The 20,794-nt window shown below is 28.7% G+C and carries 16 protein-coding genes and 1 tRNA gene; 3 read left to right on the top strand and 14 right to left on the bottom strand.

The window, feature by feature from the left end; translation table 11 throughout:
- The first annotated feature begins 68 nt into the window (after positions 1-68).
- Positions 69-152 (top strand) — tRNA-Leu (locus BVC87_RS01430).
- A gap of 10 nt (positions 153-162) precedes the next feature.
- Here BVC87_RS01430 and purD read toward each other — a convergent pair.
- The 5 genes from purD to BVC87_RS01405 all read right to left on the bottom strand — a co-directional run bounded on the left by purD (position 163) and on the right by BVC87_RS01405 (position 7,725).
- Positions 163-1,437: a phosphoribosylamine--glycine ligase gene (gene purD / locus BVC87_RS01425; protein WP_075340552.1), complete on the bottom strand. Its 1,275-nt coding sequence runs from the start codon at positions 1,435-1,437 to the stop codon at positions 163-165.
- Between the two features lie 959 nt (positions 1,438-2,396).
- On the bottom strand, positions 2,397-3,374 hold the full coding sequence (locus BVC87_RS01420; RefSeq protein WP_075340551.1) for a hypothetical protein: 978 nt from the start codon (positions 3,372-3,374) through the stop codon (positions 2,397-2,399).
- Entirely contained in the window at positions 3,371-6,058 is a 2,688-nt protein-coding gene (locus BVC87_RS01415) for a zinc-dependent metalloprotease (protein WP_075340550.1), read from the bottom strand. Before BVC87_RS01415 ends, BVC87_RS01420 begins: the two co-directional genes overlap by 4 nt.
- Positions 6,059-6,275: 217 nt before the next feature.
- Positions 6,276-7,127: a tail fiber protein gene (locus BVC87_RS01410; protein ID WP_075340549.1), complete on the bottom strand. Its 852-nt coding sequence runs from the start codon at positions 7,125-7,127 to the stop codon at positions 6,276-6,278.
- A 13-nt stretch (positions 7,128-7,140) separates the two neighbouring features.
- Positions 7,141-7,725 (bottom strand): T9SS type A sorting domain-containing protein, encoded by a 585-nt coding sequence (locus BVC87_RS01405; protein WP_075340548.1) that lies wholly within the window; start codon positions 7,723-7,725, stop codon positions 7,141-7,143.
- An 88-nt stretch (positions 7,726-7,813) separates the two neighbouring features.
- On the opposite strand from BVC87_RS01405, the gene BVC87_RS01400 reads away from it, so the two are divergent.
- Positions 7,814-9,700 carry a tetratricopeptide repeat-containing sensor histidine kinase gene (locus BVC87_RS01400; protein WP_075340547.1) on the top strand — a complete coding sequence of 629 codons (1,887 nt, stop codon included), beginning with the start codon at positions 7,814-7,816 and terminating at the stop codon, positions 9,698-9,700.
- A complete protein-coding gene (locus BVC87_RS01395; RefSeq protein WP_075340546.1) occupies positions 9,693-10,301 on the top strand; it encodes a response regulator transcription factor in 609 nt (202 codons plus the stop codon). Before BVC87_RS01400 ends, BVC87_RS01395 begins: the two co-directional genes overlap by 8 nt.
- A gap of 787 nt (positions 10,302-11,088) precedes the next feature.
- On the opposite strand, the gene BVC87_RS01385 is transcribed toward BVC87_RS01395, so the two are convergent.
- The 9 genes from BVC87_RS01385 to BVC87_RS01345 all read right to left on the bottom strand — a co-directional run bounded on the left by BVC87_RS01385 (position 11,089) and on the right by BVC87_RS01345 (position 20,794).
- Entirely contained in the window at positions 11,089-11,709 is a 621-nt protein-coding gene (locus BVC87_RS01385; RefSeq protein WP_394331623.1) for a glycosyltransferase family protein, read from the bottom strand.
- A 140-nt stretch (positions 11,710-11,849) separates the two neighbouring features.
- Complete coding sequence (locus tag BVC87_RS01380) at positions 11,850-13,208, bottom strand: undecaprenyl-phosphate glucose phosphotransferase (RefSeq protein WP_075340635.1); 1,359 nt, start codon at positions 13,206-13,208, stop codon at positions 11,850-11,852.
- A gap of 3 nt (positions 13,209-13,211) precedes the next feature.
- The gene (locus tag BVC87_RS01375) at positions 13,212-14,324 is read right to left on the bottom strand and encodes a glycosyltransferase (protein WP_075340543.1); all 1,113 of its coding nucleotides are present in this window, start codon (positions 14,322-14,324) and stop codon (positions 13,212-13,214) included.
- Positions 14,299-15,654, bottom strand: coding sequence for an O-antigen ligase family protein (locus BVC87_RS01370; RefSeq protein ID WP_075340542.1), 1,356 nt, complete (start codon positions 15,652-15,654; stop codon positions 14,299-14,301). Before BVC87_RS01370 ends, BVC87_RS01375 begins: the two co-directional genes overlap by 26 nt.
- Positions 15,617-16,705, bottom strand: a complete 1,089-nt coding sequence (locus BVC87_RS01365; RefSeq protein WP_075340541.1) for a glycosyltransferase family 4 protein — start codon at positions 16,703-16,705, stop codon at positions 15,617-15,619. The genes BVC87_RS01370 and BVC87_RS01365 overlap by 38 nt, the downstream gene beginning before the upstream one ends.
- Complete coding sequence (locus tag BVC87_RS01360; RefSeq protein ID WP_075340540.1) at positions 16,702-17,769, bottom strand: hypothetical protein; 1,068 nt, start codon at positions 17,767-17,769, stop codon at positions 16,702-16,704. Before BVC87_RS01360 ends, BVC87_RS01365 begins: the two co-directional genes overlap by 4 nt.
- Complete coding sequence (locus tag BVC87_RS01355; RefSeq protein ID WP_075340539.1) at positions 17,756-18,985, bottom strand: oligosaccharide flippase family protein; 1,230 nt, start codon at positions 18,983-18,985, stop codon at positions 17,756-17,758. Before BVC87_RS01355 ends, BVC87_RS01360 begins: the two co-directional genes overlap by 14 nt.
- Before the next feature lie 28 nt (positions 18,986-19,013).
- Positions 19,014-19,742 carry a class I SAM-dependent methyltransferase gene (locus tag BVC87_RS01350; protein WP_075340538.1) on the bottom strand — a complete coding sequence of 243 codons (729 nt, stop codon included), beginning with the start codon at positions 19,740-19,742 and terminating at the stop codon, positions 19,014-19,016.
- Positions 19,743-19,744: 2 nt separating this feature from the next.
- Positions 19,745-20,794 carry a hypothetical protein gene (locus BVC87_RS01345; protein ID WP_075340537.1) on the bottom strand — a complete coding sequence of 350 codons (1,050 nt, stop codon included), beginning with the start codon at positions 20,792-20,794 and terminating at the stop codon, positions 19,745-19,747.

Raw genomic sequence — 20,794 nt, 5'->3', positions numbered from 1 at the left:
ATTTTGAACAGTAATAAAGAGATTTAATTGAATTCAACAAAAAATAATTAGATTTGCATTCACTAATAGCCAAAGTGGTGGAATTGGTAGACACGTCGGATTCAAAATCCGATGCTCGCAAGAGCGTGTGGGTTCGAGTCCCACCTTTGGTACTAGACTTTTCTATTGTAAATCGAATCCAATATCTTTTCTAAAGTTCATTTTCTCAAAAGAAATCTTATCGATATTTTTGTATGATTTTTGTAATGCTTCTTGGATTGTATCACCAAATGAAGTAATGGCCATTACTCTTCCTCCATTAGTTACTACCGTATCATTTTCTAATTTGGTACCTGCATGAAAAACAATAGAATCCTCTACAAACTCTACTCCAGAAATTTGTTTTCCTTTTTCGTATGCTTCAGGATATCCACCAGAAACTAACATGACAGTTGTAGCTGTTTGAGCAATTACTTCAAAGCTTTTTTCATTTAAATTTTGATTCGCCACACCTTCGAATAACTCCAAAAGATCAGATGCTATTCTAGGTAATACCACTTCTGTTTCAGGATCACCCATTCTTACATTGTATTCAATTACAAAAGGATCTCCAGCAACATTCATTAAGCCAATAAAAATGAAACCTCTGTAATCAATTCCATCTTTTTGTAAACCATCCACAGTAGGTTTTATAATTCGTTCTTCAACTTTAGTTAAAAACGCATTATCAGCAAAAGGTACAGGAGAGATGGCTCCCATTCCACCGGTATTTAATCCAGTATCACCTTCGCCAATTCTTTTATAGTCTTTTGCAGAAGGTAACACTTTATAACTTTTTCCGTCTGTAAGTACAAAAACAGAAAGCTCTATTCCTTTTAAAAATTCTTCAATAACTACAGTTGCAGAAGCAGCACCAAATTTTTGGTTTGTTAGCATTTCTTTTAACTCTGCTTTAGCTTCATCTATGTTATCCAAGATTAATACTCCTTTTCCAGCAGCTAAACCGTCAGCTTTTAAAACAAAAGGAGGTTGTAATGTTTCTAAAAAAGCATATCCTTCTGTTAAAGTTTTTTGTGTAAAAGATTTATATTTTGCGGTAGGAATGTTATGTTTCTCCATAAATTGTTTAGAGAAATCTTTACTTCCTTCCAATAATGCACCATCTTTTTTAGGTCCAATAACAGGAATCGATTTTAGCGCATCATCTGCCAAAAAGAAATCGTGAACTCCTTCCACTAAAGGCGCTTCTGGACCCACCACCACCATGGTTATATTGTTGTCTAAAACTACCTTTTTTACCGCATCAAAATCTGTAGGGTTAATAGCAACATTTGTTGCAATTTCAGCTGTACCTGCATTACCTGGTGCAACAAAAATAGTGTCTAGTTTTTTACTTTGTGAAAGTTTATAGGTAAAGGCGTGTTCTCTTCCTCCTGATCCTAAAATTAAAATATTCATGGTGTTGTTGTGTTATTTGGGGCAAATATAGGTATTTGCTACTTTTAATCGCAAGATAGCCAAGGCTTGTATTGAAGCTATTTATTAAGATACAGTAAAAGGATAAAATTTACGTTGGTGACATTAAATAACGTGAGTTTGATGAAGTTTTAACCTTAAATCCTTGTAAATAAACAGGTCTTTGCGAAGGAGTGCAACGGATGAAGCAATCCCTATCTTAAAAACGAGATTTTCGTTATTAAATTAACAGATTACTTCTTCACTTCACTACGTTTCATTCATCGTAAAGATATAATTTATTGATTTACAGTCAAAAAAATGTATTCTTACATAGAAATTCACGTTAAATAGAAAAAGAGGCAAGTGACAAGTTTGCCTCTAAAAAACATTGAATACAACTATACTTAACCCAAGTAGAAAATTAATATTCGAATGTAGTCTTAACAGTATTATTTACTCGTTATATACTTAGGAACTTAAACAATCTTAAATTGTCAGTCCGAGTACTTTTGAGGTACGAAAAAGTGCATCGAGAACTATTTTGGAGTTAAAATTTTTGTTCTCTATAGCTTTGCTGAACTTGATTCAGTACCATTTTTCTTCATTTCATTCGGGAAAATAACTACTATTGATGTCTTTTTTGTGTTGAAAATAAGCTGCTTATAATAACCTTTGAATTGATGATTTACTCCCTCCTTTGTCTTGATACAAAGGAGCAAAAATCAAGATTTATGATAAAAATTAAAAAATACTACGGTATCATCAGCCACAGATGAAAAGAACTCGCTATCGCTCAAACAGCTTTTCATCTCTATTCCAACTCTGCTACCTTGATTTTTAGTAATTCTTATCAATAGATCCAATTTTAGTTACTTAAATGTCATTACACCGTTTCACAAAATTTTTATTGAGGATCATCTCGAATTGACAGGATTTCACTCCAAATGCACAACGGATTACTATTCATTTTTAGTTATTTCAAGGGTGGTAGAACTCATTTTTTTGATGAGCCAGATTTCTTCATTTTTATCAAATTCCAATGTAATGGTATCTAGATTTTTTTTCCAGAAACCTTTATTGTTGTATAGTAATGGCTGAGCAGGGTTATCCCATAAATGATTTAAAAGGTTAGCCTCAAGGAGGCCGTTTTCTTTAAATTGGTAGTATACATAATTCCGATTTACAGTATCTTTTTTTTGTAAAGAAAACTTGTTTCCATTTGCATGAGTTATATACCAGACTCCTACTAGTTTAGGATCAGAAATTTTCTGACTATTTATTTTTTCGAGAAGTAACTCTGCTTCTGTTAATTTTTTCAATTTATAGGTTGCAAAGATGCTATCCTTATGTGTAAAATACAGAATACTATCGTTTTTAAAATGCCATTTTTCATGTTGTGTTTCTCTATACTTATTCGGATCTGATTGACTTGAAAGAAACCTCGCAAGTCTGCCACTTCTTAAAAAAATAATACCTGGCCTTAGCAGACGTGGATACCTGTATATTCGTATCATTTTTTCATGCCCTTTTTTAGCATCTACGTGTTTCCAACGACCAATTATTTTTTCTTCTTTTGTTTTTATGGTCTCAAGATATAATGTTGAATCTGTAACTTCTTTTATTTTATATGTCTTGAACGTTCTATCCTTGTATGTAAAATAAATAACACTATCATTTTTGAAATACCATTTTTCATGTTTTGTTTCTGTTTTTGGAGCTCCGTCATATGGACCACCTATAGAAAACCTCGAAAGTTTGCCGTCTTCAAAAAAAATAATACTTACTTTTTGAGTTGAGTCTTTATGTACTCGTATCATTTTGTCGTAATTTTTGGTATGTTGTGCATAACCCCAATTACCAATGATCATTTTTTTATCAATACTTTGGCAATGAAGACTCATAGCATAAACAAAAAGAATTACAGTTATTTTCATCATTCTAAAATTAATTTTTCATCTATTATCTTATTATTAACGGTATATAGTTTCACATTAAAGATTCCTTTTCTCATCTTAGGGATACTAATTTGAGATTGTATATTTTTGGTAGAAAACTCCAAGAATCCTGCTAAACTGTATATTTCTATATGTACAATTTCCTCATAATTTTTAATGTTTAAAATTCTATTTTTATTAGGGTTAGGGAAAATATAGTTGATTTTAGTTATCTCTTTTGATATACTTTCTCTACTAAGGTTCTCTAGTGTTCTTGTTGTAGGAATAGGCGTGGGAGCAGATGTAGATGTAACACAAAAAGCATTAAAACCACAGTCATTTATATTTGAATTTGACACACGTAATAAAAGTTTACTAGATTTTATACGAGTTTTGGGCTTTATAACGATTCTATTGGTTGCTATAATTTCAGTTGAATTATTTATAGTTAATGAACAATTACCGCCAATTTTAACGTCTTTAGCTTTTATTGGACTGATTACTTCTGAACAGATTTCAATAGAATTATTAAAACCTTTGAAAGAATCATCTTGTAAAATATCAGATAATTTGAGTATCTGGTCTGATAATATAATTTCGTTTTGATCTTTGTTTATCGTGTTTAAAAAACCAACTAATCTCTCTACAGGTTTATTTGAATACACATCCATATGCTTATAATCCGTTATTGCTTCAAAAATACCGTTGGCGTTTTTCTTGTAAAATGTATTTGGATGGCAAAAATTACCATTAAGAACCCTTCCGGTGACAAAATAGTTATCATTTATCAGAGAGTTTTCGTCTTTAACAGGAATTCTCCCTAGATTTTGACTAATTGTCCAAGCTCCATTTTTTTTGGTGTAAACATATGTGTCTTCAAAATAATCATATGTAATAGCATAATTTTTATGGATATAAATTTCTGGGTAGTGAGAATATTCTGCAGGTTTTGGAAAATTATGCGACTCTTTTAAATAATAGGAATCATTAGTATCATTATATATCCATTCTTCAATTTCAAAACCAGATGCAGAAGCGATATTATATCCTTTATTGGTTAGAAACATTCTTTTAGACGAGGTACTCTTAAAAATTAATTTGGAAGTTTCTGTAGTTAAATCATAACTATACAAATTACCACCTCTATTATTTTCAATTTTATTTTGTAAGTAAGTTCTATTTTCTCTTACGTTTAATAGAAAACCGTTAATATTAATTGTTTTAGTTTCTATCCAAGAAGTATTTATTTTTTTAAATATTTTAATTTCTGAAAAGTTTGATCTGTATGGCTTATATAGATTAACGAGATATGTGTTATCATCAAGTATAAAATTTGCAGAACCGTATTTTATTGACGATGAATAGTTTAAGTAGCCTTCCTCTACGAGTTGATTACATAACTTTCTACTAAATACTAATTCAGAGATATCTTTAGAGTCTTGTGTCCTAGCACCCCTAACATGTAATGTTCCTTTATATCGTTGTGACATACCTCTATATCCTTCTCCCCAATTAGTTGTATAATCGAAAGTAGGTTGTAAAGAAGGGGTGTAACACTTTCCACAATTTATGAATCCTGAGGATCCATTACCACCAGATGTAGGATTATCATCAGATCCAGTACCTGTTGTTTCACAATGATTAGACAAGCTATTTGCGATAAAAGGTCTGTACTCACTTAGTACATCTCTCATTCTTTCTTTTTGTCCTTGAGAAAAAAAACTATAACAACTATTTTTGTAGTAATACATATAATTTTGTACGTCTATAGTTTCTAGTTCATTACATTCATAGCCAATACAGGTTTTACCAGGTACTATATTAGTAAAAGGATTTCTTTTATTGCTCATAGGGTCAGTGTCATAAACCAAATCTCCTTGTGTATAAGGGTCATTTTCTTCACATGAAAACGTAATTCCAAATGTGTGTATATTCAAATTTTGAAAAGTATGGAATAACCCTAACCAATGTCCTGTTTCGTGAGTTAAGCTTCTATTACCGGCTACTAATTGAGTATAATCAAGAACGATTCCATCTCCAGTTTTTGGTATAGATGGTGCTTGTGGGTCAATATCTTCTAGATCAAAAGGGAAGGATGAATACCCTAATAATCCATCACTGCCATTAGAGCTTTTAAGATCTGTTATCCATACATTTAAAAAAGTACTGCTTGGAAAATTAGCATTTCTGTTCTGTTTTAATCTTGCATCTAAATTTTCAAAATGGTTTATTTGTTCTTCGCGTGTACCGGTATCTATATAGGGCTGATAACTGCTGTAACCATTATATCTATTTACACCTAATCTGTCGTTTCCAAAGACATCATTTCTAGCTAAACAAAATCTAATTTTAGTATCTACTTTAATGTGTTGTCCGAGTTCACCACTAAATGCTTTATTTAATTTTTCTATTTCTCTTTCTAAGTCAGAAAGAGTTATACTACCTATTCCTTGTGATTGGTTAGCGGGGTACACTAAATTAAACACAACCGGAATTGTAATGATATTATCTGTTCTAATTCCCCTTTCTTTAGTTCTAGTTAACCTTGTGACTTTTTCTACTAAATTTCTTTCATATTCTGGATTGGTTTTTATCGAATTTTCTAGATATTTATCAAAGCCACAAATTTGTGAATATGAACAATTAAGTACGAAAAAAAAGAGCAAGGAGTGTAATAGTTTTTTCATGAATTTTATTTTTTGCGTTATATCTATTTTCTATTCTTTCTGTGTATAATTTTTTGCTGTAATAAGTATTTACTTTTTAAAAAGATTAGAGTAAAGATCTCTAACGGCATTATTATCGATTTTAATTTTTAGGCATTAAAATTCTCCCCCAAGCAAATGTGTTGAGGTAAATAGAAAAACAAACTGCCTAGTTTTCTAGGCAGTTGATGACGTTAGCTTACTTTTTCTTTTTCGAAGTATGTAGTTGAGTTTCTAACGCTTTAATGCGTTTTTCTTGCTCAATGGTGTATAGAGTTAATTCCTCTATTTTTTGTAATAAGACATTCGTCATCTCTTTTAATTGCAATCCTCCCTCTTGTATGGTTTTAGCCGATGGTACGTTAGGCAAGTGGTGGTTTTCTTTGGTAAAGGTTTCCACTTCTTCTAATGTTGGCATTATATAATCTTCTTTTAAGCTAGATGCTCCGGTATAATACTTTTGAAACACATAATCTGCAGGTATCGTTAAGTCTACTAATACTTCTTGACAATGTATTTGTCCTTTAACAGTTAATTTACTGTCTGGATTTTTAGTGCCTATCCCTACATCTCCGTTATGGTTAATTCGAACTCTGTTTTGTCCGCCTGAGAAAAAATCCATTCCCCAAAAACTAGAAATATAAGCGTTATGGCCATTTGCAGGACTTGAGTTATCTTTATAATCATGGAAACCAAAACCGTATTGGTTTATATATTTTCCATCATATAGAAAATCATCACCTTCGGATGAAGCTACAATTATACCCGCAGAGTTATTATTGGTGTTTGATGCGGTATTAATCTGAATAAACTTTTCTACTTTTAATCCCTTTCCTGATACAATAACTCCGTTTTCAAAATCTCCATCAAAGTTGATAGTTAGATCATTAGTGCCTGCAGATATTGCTCTTTTCCATTTCAAATCATTCGCAATAAAGTTTCTCATATTTAAGTCACCATAATTATTGTCCAAGTTGAAAGCATTGTTTTTTAATTGAGCAAATAAGAAATTTGTTGCTACTAGTGCTAGAAATAAACTTACTTTTTTCATAATGTCTTGTTTTTTAATTTTTATAAAATGTTTTTGTTATCGTTTCTGTTTGTGTGTGTAGTACTAGGTTATACAGTCCTGTAGCTAAATTAGCAACTGAAATAGTTTGGTTTGGTATACTAGTACCTTCTTGATGTAAAACCCCGTAGGTATCAATAATTGTATAACTGAGTATAGTTGCATCCGTTTCTATAGTGAGTATATCATTAGCTGGATTTGGATATATAATTACTTCTATATCGTCTTTGTCTCTTCCATTTCCTTGACCTTGAACTTTTGTTCGGTCTCCTGGTTTAAGAGGATTTCCATCACCATCTAGATCTACATGACGTATAGTTATATTATAATTTTGGGTAGGCCTAATTCGTATTTTCTGTCCAGCTTTTACATGGATAAAACTTTTCACTACTGTATTTTCCATTAATGTAGTTATGGTTAGATCGTTATCACAATGTGATATATCTATACCTATTAATTCACCACTTTCAATACGTGCTTCTCCATTGAGTCGGCATTTTAAAAATTTTTGTGAGTGTAATGCTAAAACATTCACAAAAAGACTGAATAGTAGTGTTCCCCTTATTAATACTCTTTTCATGGTTACAAATTTGTTATGAATTTAGGGGCAAATAAATACCATATTTATGGTATTTTTAGCCCTAGTAACTTAAATTTTGATAAAATTTATGCGAAAATCAAGCATATGTGCATTACTTATTGTTGTGTTGAGTTCTTTTTCTTGTTTTTCTCAAGAACAAAAAATAGTTGAGTTACAGCAACAATATGAAGAAGTAAAGAATAAGGATTTAGCTAAAGCCAAAGGTTGTGCAACCAAAGCTGTGGAATTGGGGAATCAAGTTACAAATGACTCCTTAAATGCGATTTCTAACTATTATTTATCAGAAGCATTATTTAAATACAATAAAATTTCAGAAGCTAAAATAGTAGTAAAAAAGGCAATTGATTTATCAGAAAGAACTAATAATTTAAAAATTTTATCATTATCGTATAATGTGTTAAGTAGAATTAATTATCAATTAGCAGATTACATTGAGAGTCTTCAGGCTATTGAAGAAGCTAAAAAAAATGCTGAAGAACTAGGTAATAATGAAATACTACATAGAATTTTGAACACAAATTCTCGCTTACTAAAAAAAACAAACAATAACAGAAAGGCAATAGCATTGCTTAAAAAAGCTATTGATAACAAAGATTTTACAGAAGATGAGAATAGAAGTAGAAGTTATAATTTACTAGGAATAATATACCAAACCATTAATAAAGATAGTAGTGTTTATTTTTATGAAAAGGCATTACGTATTATCCAAAACACAGATAATGAATATTATAAAGCTCTTGTTTACAGTAATCTTGGAGATCTTTTTATTCAGAAAGATAATTATAAAAAAGGGTTAGAGGTTATAAAAAAGTCAGAAGAAATTAGCTCTAAAATTTTTGACTATGTTGGTCTTTATTATACCAATTCTACATTAGCTACTTATTATCATACGAATAAGAATTATAAGAAGGCGATAGAGTTGTATAAAAAAACATTACAGTTATATAGCGATTACGTAGAAGCTTCAGAAATAGCACATTTATACTGGTTATTCTCTGAAGCTTTGTACTTTGATAATCAGTTTAAAGAAGGTTTTTTATATCAAGAAAAATATGTAATACTAAAAGATAGTCTATTTAATGTAGAAAAGAACAAAACTTTTGATCGCTTACAAACGGAGTATGAAGTAGAAAAAAAGAATAGTCAAATAGCATATTTAGAAGAAAAACAAGCATTAGAAGCCAAACAACGAAAATTAATTATTGGAGCAGGTGGCTTGGCGCTTTTTGTACTTTTATTGTTAGTTTTTTTGTATCGTTACCGAGCAACATCTCAAAAAGTAATTCGAGAACAAGAACAGCAATTGTTTATACAAGAAAAAGAACAATTAAAGCAAAATGAAAAAATCAAGCGGATTGAAGGATATGTAGAAGGAGAAGAGAAAGAGAAAAATAGAATTGCATTAGAATTACATGATGGAATAGGGGGGCAGTTATCAGGTATTCAGCATATGATAATGAGTTTACCCGAGAATGACGATACCACAGTATTGTCTAAAAGTATAGGTACAGTAGCCAAAGAAGTTCGTTTATTATCGCATAGTTTAAGTACAAGTTTTAGTGAGTTACAACCTTTTGAGAGTTTATTAGCAACTATTAAAGCCCGATATCAAAATCATTTTGACATTGAAATTTCGATATTTCCTGAAGAAGAGGTTAAAAATCTGGCTAATACTCAAAAGATTTTTTTGTATAGAAGTATTCAGGAATTAGTCAATAATGTATACAAGCACGCTAAAGCCAGCTGGGTGCAATTGTCGTTAACTATTGCAGATGAAATTGTATTGATGATTGAAGATAATGGGATTGGTTTTAATACTGAAACTGTTCCAGACGGTATTGGTTTGCAAAATATGGCAGAACGCACTCAGTACCTAAAAGGTGAGTTTACTATAGATACTAAAGAAAACGAAGGGACTACTATTATGATAAAAATACCAAGAGAAGATGCATAGGATTAATGTGATATTGGTAGACGATCATGAACTTTTTTTACAAGGTTTAGCGGCTTCGCTCGGAGGATACGATTTTATAACTATAGTCGATACCTTTACCAAACCTCAATTAGCCCTGAAGTGTATAGCCAAAGAATCTGTAGACTTGGTGATTACTGATATTTCTATGCCAGAAATTAATGGTATTGAGTTCATTAGAATGCTTAAAAAGAATAGTATTGCTACAAAGGTTTTAGCCATCAGTATGTTTGCGCCTTTGCATAATGAACGAAATTTTTATCATGGATATTTACTAAAAGACGCAACGATTGACATTGTTATACTAGCCATACAAAAAATAGTGTATAAAGGAGAAACTTATTTTTATGATGAAATAACAGATACGGATTCATTTACGTTTTCTAAAAGTATTGTGACTAAGCGAGAAAAACAGATTATTCAGCTCATAGCGGAAGAGTTGACCGTAGATGAAATTGCGGAACAGTTATTTTTAAGTAAACATACTGTGGAAACACATAAAAAAAATATTTTTTTCAAACTACAAGTAAAAACCAATGCAGGCTTAGTGAAAAAAGCGATTAAGCTGGGATATATAAATTAGTTTTTTCAGAGATCAATTATCGGTGATCACTGATCAATGTATAACTTGAAATAGAATGTCTTTGCGAGCGTACCCTGAGGCTCTCGAAGGGAAAGCGAAGCAATCTGTTTATTGAGAAAAGAGAATCCAGAACCAAGAAAAGAGACAATTTATATTGCTATAGAAATACTGGAAACTGTTTACTATCATTCATTTCATTCCTTCGTGATGATGAACACCGAATGTCTTTGCGAGCGGAACTCCGTGTAGCGAAGCAATCTGTTTATTGAGAAAAGAGAATCAAGAACTAAGAAAAGAGATAATTTATACTGCTATAGAAATACTAGAAACCGTTTACTATTATTCATTTCATTCCTTTGTGAAGACGAACGCCGAATGTCTTTGCGAGCGGAACTCCGTGTAGCGAAGTAATCTGTTTATTGAGAAACGAGAATCCAGAACTAAGAAAAGAGATAATTTATACTGCTATAGAAATACTAGAAACTGTTTACTATTATTCATTTCATTCCTTTGTGAAGACGAACGCCAATGTCTTTGCGAGCGGAATTCCGTGTAGCGAAGCAATCTGTTTATTGAGAAAAGAGAATCCAGAACCAAGAAAAGAGACAATTTATACTGCTATAGAAATACTAGAAACTGTTTACTATTAATCATTTCATTCCTTCGTGATGATGAAGGTCGAATGTCTTTACGAGTATATCTTGAACATTTTCTAAGCGTTCCCTGAGGCACTCGAAAGGAAAATGATTATTGTTCACTGATAATTGATCAATGATCATTGAAAAAACTATTTCCATTTTAAAAAGTAACGGATTGCTGAAGATAGATGATGGTAAAAAAGTATGATGTTTTTAGACGATCCCTTTTTTAAAACATGTGTGATTTCTACTTCAGGATAATAGAGTTTCTTTTTACCCAATGCATCTATTTTTTTACAGATATCAATATCTTCCATATATAAAAAATAACGTTCATCAAAACCATCTAATGCGATAAAATCTTCAGTTTTAAACAGCATAAAACAACCATGAATAGCTTCAGGATAAAAAGGTTCAGATAAATCTAAATCTCTATACTCTTGCGCATAGATTCGTTGTGTACCGATACCTATTTTTCGTAAAAATAAGTCTAAAAAAGAAGGATATTTTCGAACGGTATATTGTTCATTTCCATTAGGGAATTTTACTCTTGGGGCTATCATGGCTAAACTTTTTTCACTTAAAAGTTTTTCAGCTAAGCTATTGATAGTGTTTTTGTCAAAAAATACGTCAGGATTTAAAATTAAGTGTAATTCTGATGTATTTGATATGAGGTTTACTATTTTATTATGTCCTGCTCCAAAACCAATATTTTTTTTATTTCCAATATAATTAATAAACTCATGATTATCGTATAAATTTTTATACAACGAGTCTTCAGTGTTATCGATTAAAAATAAAGTTTTGGAAAAGGGGATAGAGAGGAAACAATCTATTGTCCTTTGTAGTACTTCTAATTCTTCTTTAAAAAGTACTATAGATGCTGATATTTTTACTTTATTATTCAGTTTTAATATGCTTTTTCCTCTGTTTTAAACATATGAAGGAATGTTTTTAATATTATTTTAAAATCTAGGTTTAAAGACCAGTTTTCTATATAAAACACGTCAAACCGAACTCTATTGACAATATCTGAGTTTTTTCTGATTTCACCTCTGTAGCCACTTACTTGAGCTAGTCCGGTAATGCCTGGTTTTACGGATTTTCGTTTCATATAATTTAGTACTTCTTTATCAAATTGTTTTGAATGTTCATTCATATGAGGTCTAGGACCAACTACACTCATATCTCCTAACAAAACATTAAAAAATTGTGGAACTTCATCTAAACTCGTTCTTCTTAAAAAAGAACCAAATTTAGTAACTCTAGTATCATTTTTTGTAGCTGAAATTTTATCTGCTTGTGAATTGATATGCATAGAGCGAAACTTATAACAAATAAATTCATTTCCATTTAAACCTTCTCTTTTTTGTTTAAAAATAGCAGGACCTTTAGATTCTAGTTTTATGATGATCCAAATGATAGGATACAGCCAAGAAATGATAAAAACACAAACAAAAAAGGAAAAAATAATATCGAAAACACGCTTTGCTATCCTATTTTCAACAAATTCAAAAGGCATTTTTTTAACCTTAAGTACAAGCAAAGAATCTTCGTAATATTCGGTAACTACATTTTTATTGTATAACTCGTTAGCGTTAGGGATTAGCTTCACCACTCTGTTATAGCGATTGGCAAACTTTTTTATTTTCTTTATGTGTTTCTTTTTTAACTCTGTTAAAGAGCAATAGATTTCATCTACATCATGAAGCAAAATGTAATCCTCATAACGTTTTAAGTCGCCTAAATACTGATCTGTAGTGCTCGTAATTTTATCGCTAAAGTAGCCCAGAAACTCATAACCCAACTCTTTTTCTTTGGTAAAAGTTTCGGCTAATTTTACAGCAGATTTATCATGACCAATAATTACCACTTTTCTGAAATTATTTCCCTGTGCTCTATATTTCTTTAATGCAAAGAGAAACAAAAATCGAAATAGGGTAATGCAACTGATTAACGTTACCAATACTTTGGTTTGATTATTTACTATTTCTCCTTCTCTAAATATGCTAAAGAAAGAAAAGAAACCTAATACAAAAATGAAGAAATGAGTGATTAATAAGGATAAGAGTTTAAAGTAATTGTAATGGCGTTGAAACTTATACAACTGTGTAATTACACTTGAAATGATCCAATATAGATTGATATACCCTAAAAAAGGAAGGTTTAAATACTCTTTATCATTGATAAAAAATAAGGCTGTATTGATTAATAGTAAATCAATACAAATTAAAAGGATGGGGATATATGTAGAGTACCTTTTTTTCATCATTTAACTTAATATTTTCATGTATTTATTTTCTAGTTCAATAATATTTTTTTTGATATTAAATTTTTGATCATATAAGTTGAAAGATTGTTGTTCCATTTTTTTTCTTAACCCATCATCTTTTAAAATTGATATAGTTTTACTAGCGACGTCTAAACTATTTTGTTGTGTAAGAAATCCATTTAGATTATTGATTACTAAATCTTTATTTCCGTCAACATTTGTGACTACACAGGCTTTTGATAGTGCCATTGCTTCAATTAAAGCATAAGGAAGCCCTTCATATCTAGATGTAGATATATACATTAATGACATGTTAAGTACACTAATGGTTTCATTTCTATTCAACCACGGAATTAAATTTATGTTATCAGTTAAATCTAAATTATGAATTAGCTCTTCTATTTTTTTCAGATCAGGAGAGTAATGCCCTACTCCTAGAATAACTAATTTAATATTAGGGATAGTTTTTTTTATTTGGTATATGGATTTAATTAATAGTTGTGTGTTTTTTTGAAATGAAGGTCTACCAATTGAGCAAATAAAATTTTCAGGAAGTTTTAAATTAATATTAACTAAATCAAAATTATTTTCTATAGAATTATTCCATTGTAAAACTTTTTTTGAATTGAAATTTAAATCATTTATAGTTCTGTTGTATTCAGATGTTGAACAAGCTAATGTTTTAGCTGGAAACCATTTAAATATTTTTTCAATTTTTTTAAATAATATTCGTTTAATCTTTGTTTCGGCACTTAGATATGAATATGCATGAGGAGTATATAATGTGGGGATGTTTAAATAGGCTCCAGCAATTCTACCCAATATACCTGCTTTAGCACTGTGGCAATGAATTAGTTCTGGTTGTATTTTCCTTATAAGTTTAATTATATTCAATAAGCATTTGAAATCATTATATATACTAATCTCTCTTTTTAAATTAACATCATAAATATTAATTAAACTATCGTTTACATTTTTAATTTCTATAAGGTTATCCTCTTTATTGCACAGTAAAATATTTTGAAATGAATTAGATTTTAGGTGTTTACAAAGTAAATTTATATACACACCTACTCCTCCAATAGGCTTAGCTATGTGAACAATTTTTACCATCTAAAAGAGATTTATTTAAGAATAATAAAGAGAAAAAAGTAAATAATAGTATTCCTTTTCCTCTGACTAATGCTGATTCGGTAATCATTATTAAGGAAAAAAATAAAATAAAATAAAGGTTCATATTTTTACTTTTAAATAAAAAGAAAATTAAATATAGGAAGTAAAAAAAACCAAAAACTCCCATTCCTATAAAAAAATGTAAATATTGATTATGAGTGTTAATTCCCCAGAAATTTTTATATCCATCAGCAACAATTTTTTTACTTATTTTCTTTTCTACATTTTGCATACCAATGCCCAAAACCCAAGACGTTTTTAACTCTTTTATAGTGTAGCTATAAACTAAATATCTTAAATACATATTTTTTGCCGAATTTTCAATTATACTTTTTTTATTTCCAATTTTTATTGATTCATACAATTCATTTATCTCTTGAGTTCCTTTTTTAAACCTCGTGTTTTTTGATCCAAAAAATACAAGAGATGTTAATAAGACCAGTGCTATTATTATTTTAAAGAACGGTTTAAGTTTAATTTTCTGATAAATGAATAAAAAAAGGATAAAAAATAAACTTAAAAGAGCTAATCTAGCTCCTATATAAGCTATGAGAGAAATATTGAAAATAAAAAGAGTTAGGTCTATAAACAGATTTAAAAAATATTTTTCTTTAGAATAAAGAATGAGTATAAAAATATTAGAAAAACCTAAAAATATCCCCATGTAAACATGAGATAGTCCTATTGGCTTGGAGAAGTATGTGTTATCAATGATTTTCCCTTGAAATAGATTTATAATAATTAATAATATAGAAGTAAAAAGCACAGAGATGATAAAAACCTTTAAAGAAGTGAATAAGGAAATTTTGAAGCTTAACTTTTTCAACCCTAAAAAAAATAAAGGAACTAATAATAAATAAATAAAAATATCTAAACCTATTAAGTAAGGAGGAAATATAAAATGATTAATTGTTATTAAAAGGAATAATATTATAAATAACCATTCATTAAACTTTTCTGGAATAACAAAGGAGTTTCTTGTTTTTAGAAAGAATTGTAAAAAAAAGAGCAATAATATAACTAAGATTGTTTTATTGATGCTACCATAAAAAATAATAGAGTAAATAAACAAATGAAAGTATGTAGAAAAAAAATAGTTATCAGATATTTTACCCTTAAATAATTTAATAAAATGAAGGCATGTTATAACTCCAAATAAAATCAAACAAAAAGTATTTGTGTTTTGGAAACAAATACTAACTAATAAGAAGAGTATAACTCTAAATGGATCTTTAAGAAAAAGAGCTGTTTGTTTTATTGATTGATTCATCAATATAAATTTTTTCAAGTTGTTCTACATATGTATTTATATGATATTTTTCTGTAAAAGATATATATCCTTGGGTTGCTAATTTATTTCTAATTTCAGAATTATTAATTAATTCTTTTAATTCTTTTGTTAATGCAGTATCATCTTTTGGCGTAAATAAAATTCCATTTTTTTTATGTTCAATTAATTCTGAGGGGCCTTCTATATTAGTTGCGATGACAGCTAATTTTGATCTAAATGCTTCGAGTATTACAATGCCAAAACCTTCCCATACAGATGGTAAAACAAAAACGTCAGCATTTTTAAAGTATGTTTTTACATTTTTTCGTGAGCCAACGAATATAACTTTATCATTGATGTTTAGTTGTTTTGTCATCTTTTCTAACTTATCTTTTAATATACCATCTCCAACAATAGTTAATTTTATTTTCTCTTTTTTTAGATTAGCAATACTTTTTAGTAAAGTTTCTACTGATTTTTGTTTTACTAACCTTCCTACAAATAAAATATGAATCAAATTGTTATTCTCTTTTTTTTCTTCTTGAAAAGACACTTCTTCAAAAGGAATAGCATTATACAATAAATAAGATCTTTTTGAAGATTGTTTTAATTTGTTTACTACATGATCCTCAACAGATTTGGATATAGAAATTACATGTGTTTTCTTTATTTTAAATAAACACTTGTAAATAAAAAACAAAAAGTGATCCATAATGTTTTTCTTAAAAAAAACATTATGCATTGTACAAAAAACTTTAGCTTTATTACCTATCGATGCAAAAATCCCTAAGATATCTGCATGGCTTAAGTGTGTATGAATAACTTGAGGTTTTGTTTGTTTAAAGTACATTCTTAATCTATGAATGGTAGAAAAGGATAAAGGAATGTAAGATTTTTTCACTCTACTATCTAATGAAGTTACTAATTCATTAATAGGTTTTAAATAAATTAAATGAACTTCATGATTTATTATTTGTCTATTTATTGTATTTAGCAGTAACTTTTCAGCGCCGCCAATTCCAAAAGCAGTAATTAAGTGTATTATGATCATTTTATATTATATCTTTTAGAATCAAAATTTCTGTAATAAAGTAAATAATAAATTAAAGGAAATATTCCAGCTTTATGTCTTACTGCTGATCCTAGATCTGGTTCAAAAACCCCTTGAGCAATTAAAAAGGAAAATAAAAAGTAGAATAACCATTTATTTTGATAGAAAATTTCATTTTTGATACTCTTATTGTATTCAAAATACAGTAAAATAAATAAAAATATTTCCCAAATTATGAATCCTAGTATATGTGGTGATAAAAAATGTTTAAATCCATTGAAAGGTATATTGACCGTAAAAAAACCATATAGAATACTTATTCCTTCGTCATACCAATTGTCTACCTTAACAGGAGATAGTATAACAGTATTTACGTTTTCTCTTTTCATTCTCTCTATATTCACTTCTTCTCTCGTTTCAACAGTCATATATTTACCTTTAATTACTCCATAGCTTAATGATATTCCAATCATAATAACCAAAGCAAAAGAAAGGGAGTTAAATCTTTTGTTCTTTAATTTTAGCTTATTAAAAAATGAAAAGAAAATCATTAAAAAGCCAATCAATAAATAATAAGGCCTAAAAAAGAAACCAAAGAAAAGAATTAGACATAATGACGATATTTTTTTTTTAAGAAGAGTTTTTTTTGATTTTAAATACAAAATAATAATAATATATATGTATATGAAGTTTATATACTCTTTTGTGGGCATGCATAAAAAAATTCCAAGAATAAAAAATGAGAAATAAGTTATGCTATTTTTTAAGTTTATAATGTGGAACTTTTTAGGAATTCCTATTTTTTTTAAAATAAAAATAGCAGTTAAAAACTGAATAAAACCAACAATTATTAAAGGTAATTTACCTAAAGGGGTTAAAACATTATAAAACCATGAAGTAAATGCATAGCTGCCTTTAAGTCCAGGGGTTTGTTTAAGAATAGTAGGAACATCAGCTAAAAAACGCAATGGCAAAATTAGACCACCCAACATAGCAATTAATAATCCTATAGAAGATAATAATAAAAAAGTAAATTCAGAGCTACTTATTTTAAAACTTGGCATTTGCAAATATTTTATGTTTAAAAATAAATAGAACCAGAATTGCAAATAAGAATAAATCAGAAAAAATTCTAAGTCGTATTAGAATTTGAAATGAAATAGCTTTAAAGTAAAAAAGCAAAACTATCGTAATAATGTAAACTATAGCAACAAGAACTAAGGAAAAATTATAGCTCTTATGAGCATTAAAAGCCACTAAAGTACATTGTCCTATAATATAGCCCATTGGTACAAATAGAACAAGGTAAGATAATTCCTTTATTAGGTAGCTATACTTGATTATATCTTCGCCTCCTAGGATTAACATTAATTGGGAACTAAAAATTCTAACAAGAATAAAAGTTATTAAAGAGTAACTTATGGTTATTAGTATAATCTTTTTTAAAAAAACTAAACTTTTATTTTTAGATAGTATTGGTAGCGAAATTGCTTGGAGAATTTCTATAGGAATAATAGAAAACATTACTAGTTTTAATGAAATATCAAATCCAGAAACATCTTCCATTGAACTAAATATTCCAATAAGAAAAATAGTCAAAGCATTAAATACAAGCATTGAAAAATTACCTAAAAGAAAATACTTTCCTGATGAAAATATTTTAAGAGTATGTTCTTTGTTAGTTTTTCTTAGATTAAACCCAATTTCTTTTTTTAATTGTATATATCCTAATGCCCCTAAAATAATTTGACTCATAGTATAAATGAAAATATATTTATATATATCGTTTATATTATTTATTAATAGCAAAACACATACAATTAAAAAGGTTTTTGTAATTAGTACTATTTTACCAATAGGTTTAATCTTTTCAATACCTTGAAAATACCATATAGGAAACAAAACATCACCAATAGTTGATGTTAAAAGCAAAAACAAGATTAAATAGTCAGCTTTTAAAAGATTACTAACTTGTAATAAACCTAGAATAAAAAAGCTAAAAAAAAATAGAAGAATTTTTATTACGTAAATTGATGTTATATTTTTCTGTAGTAATTTAACATCACCCTTCGAATCTGCTATAGTTTTAATACCATATATATTAAATCCAAAATTAATGAAGACAATAAAGTATTGTAAAACAGCGTCTGACCAAGTAATTATACCATAGTTTAATTCTCCTAAAACACGTATTAAAAATGCGGTAATAATGAATTTAGATAAAATATTAAAAAAGCGAATTAAAGACAACCATATAAAATTACTTGATAGTGAATTCATAAAGATTCTTTGTGTTTAAATAATAATTTTATTTAATTAATTTTTTAACGAGAGGTTTTAAAAATATTAGTCTATCTCTTAAAGGATGGATAGACTTCCAGTATACTGTGTTAAAAATTTTTTTCTGACATTCATTAATTTTTATTGATCCTCTTCTTTTTTCTGGCTTTAACAATACTAATGCTAAACCACCCCACATCTGTCGATATAATTTTCCAGGGTTAAAAACACCACTAATAAAATCTAATTCTACATAATGGACATAAGGTGAAGAGTTATAGTTTGCCTTTTTTATTCCTTTTCTACAAAGAGGATTAAAACTATCATGAAATACAATATGAACATTTCTTTTAGGTATATAATTTAAAAAATGTGTAATATCATTTTTCACTCCATTTACTGTATGTTCGCCATCTATTAAGACAAATTCTAAAACTTCCCCTTTCTTATCTATTTCTTTTAAAATTTTGGGGATTAATTCTGAAGATGGTCCTATTCTAATATCTACATTGTCAAATTTTTCATGTAAATTTTCTTTTACCTTAGGGTCAATATCGATAGAGTAAACCTTTTCCGAAAATTTACTTAATATTTCTAAGCTTCCTCCTTTAAAACAACCTATTTCAATGGCAACTTTAGGACGTGTCTTTTCTAATAATTTTATGAAAGCATAGCGTTCATTTCTGCTCATATGCCATTCATATGTAAATTCATCTTCTAAAAAATTAGGAAAACTAATATTTTGCTTTGTTAACATATCTATAATTTGGCTTTATTAGAATATGCTCTTAAATAATTATTTAATTGTATCAATAATAAAAACAATACCATAGCCACAAACCCTAAAACACCAAACTGAAAAGCTTTGTTCTTTTCAATTTCTTTAACTTTATGGCCTACAGGTTGAAAGTTAGAGACAATGTTTATGATCTCTGACTTTTGAGATAAATCTTCATTAATTTCTACTAAGCTTTTATTAAGCTCAAGATCTGTTTCAAAAAGCTGTAATTCTTTATTAGAAGGTTGCCTCTGTCCGCCTAAATCTATTCTTGTTCCAGCATTGGCATTTTTAGCTTCTTCTAATAATACTTTTTTGTATATAAAGTGTAGTGAATCTGCCTTTTTTAAATTTTTTCTTAGTAGTGAATCAGTTCTTAATAGGTTTTGCTTATTGATTCGTTTTAGATTTTTAAAGTAATCGTTATTTACAATTGAGGCAATAATAGCATTGCTTAGTTTAGCAAACACATCATTTGTACTAGAAGTTACCGAGATTTCATGAATCTGATAATCAAATTTGGTAAATGCATCTTTAAACTTTTCATAAGAATAACTTTTTACAGTAGAGGTGTCTATAGCCTGAATTAATTCATCATAAGAAGTTAAAATATCATTTTCATTAATCACAGGTTTAATTTTAAACCCTTTTAACGATTCTGCTTCATTAGGATTAATAGTAAAAATATGACTCAGTAAACGTGAGTTTTTTTGTTTTACCAAATCATTATAAAATTGAATGTTATTATAGAGCTGTCTTGAACTATTAAAATTAGGTTTTACATGAAGTGTTCCTTCAAATCGATCTCCAGATTTATGCTCTACAAGAACACCTAAAAGAATACCGATAAGCGTTGCTATACCTAACTTAAGAAGGTTAGCACGTAGAAAAAGTAGAATTTCAATTATAAAATTGAAAATACCTTTAAAAATACGACCAATAAAATTAAAGAGCTTTGTAAACCCTTGACCAATAATAACAAATAAAGAGCCTAAATCTACTTCTTCGTTCTCATTTTTTTGATTCGACAT

Source organism: Tenacibaculum agarivorans (genome assembly GCF_001936575.1).
GTDB lineage: Bacteria > Bacteroidota > Bacteroidia > Flavobacteriales > Flavobacteriaceae > Polaribacter > Polaribacter agarivorans.
Note: the sequence above shows the minus strand (reverse complement) of the source record. Positions and strands in the feature narration are given on the sequence as shown.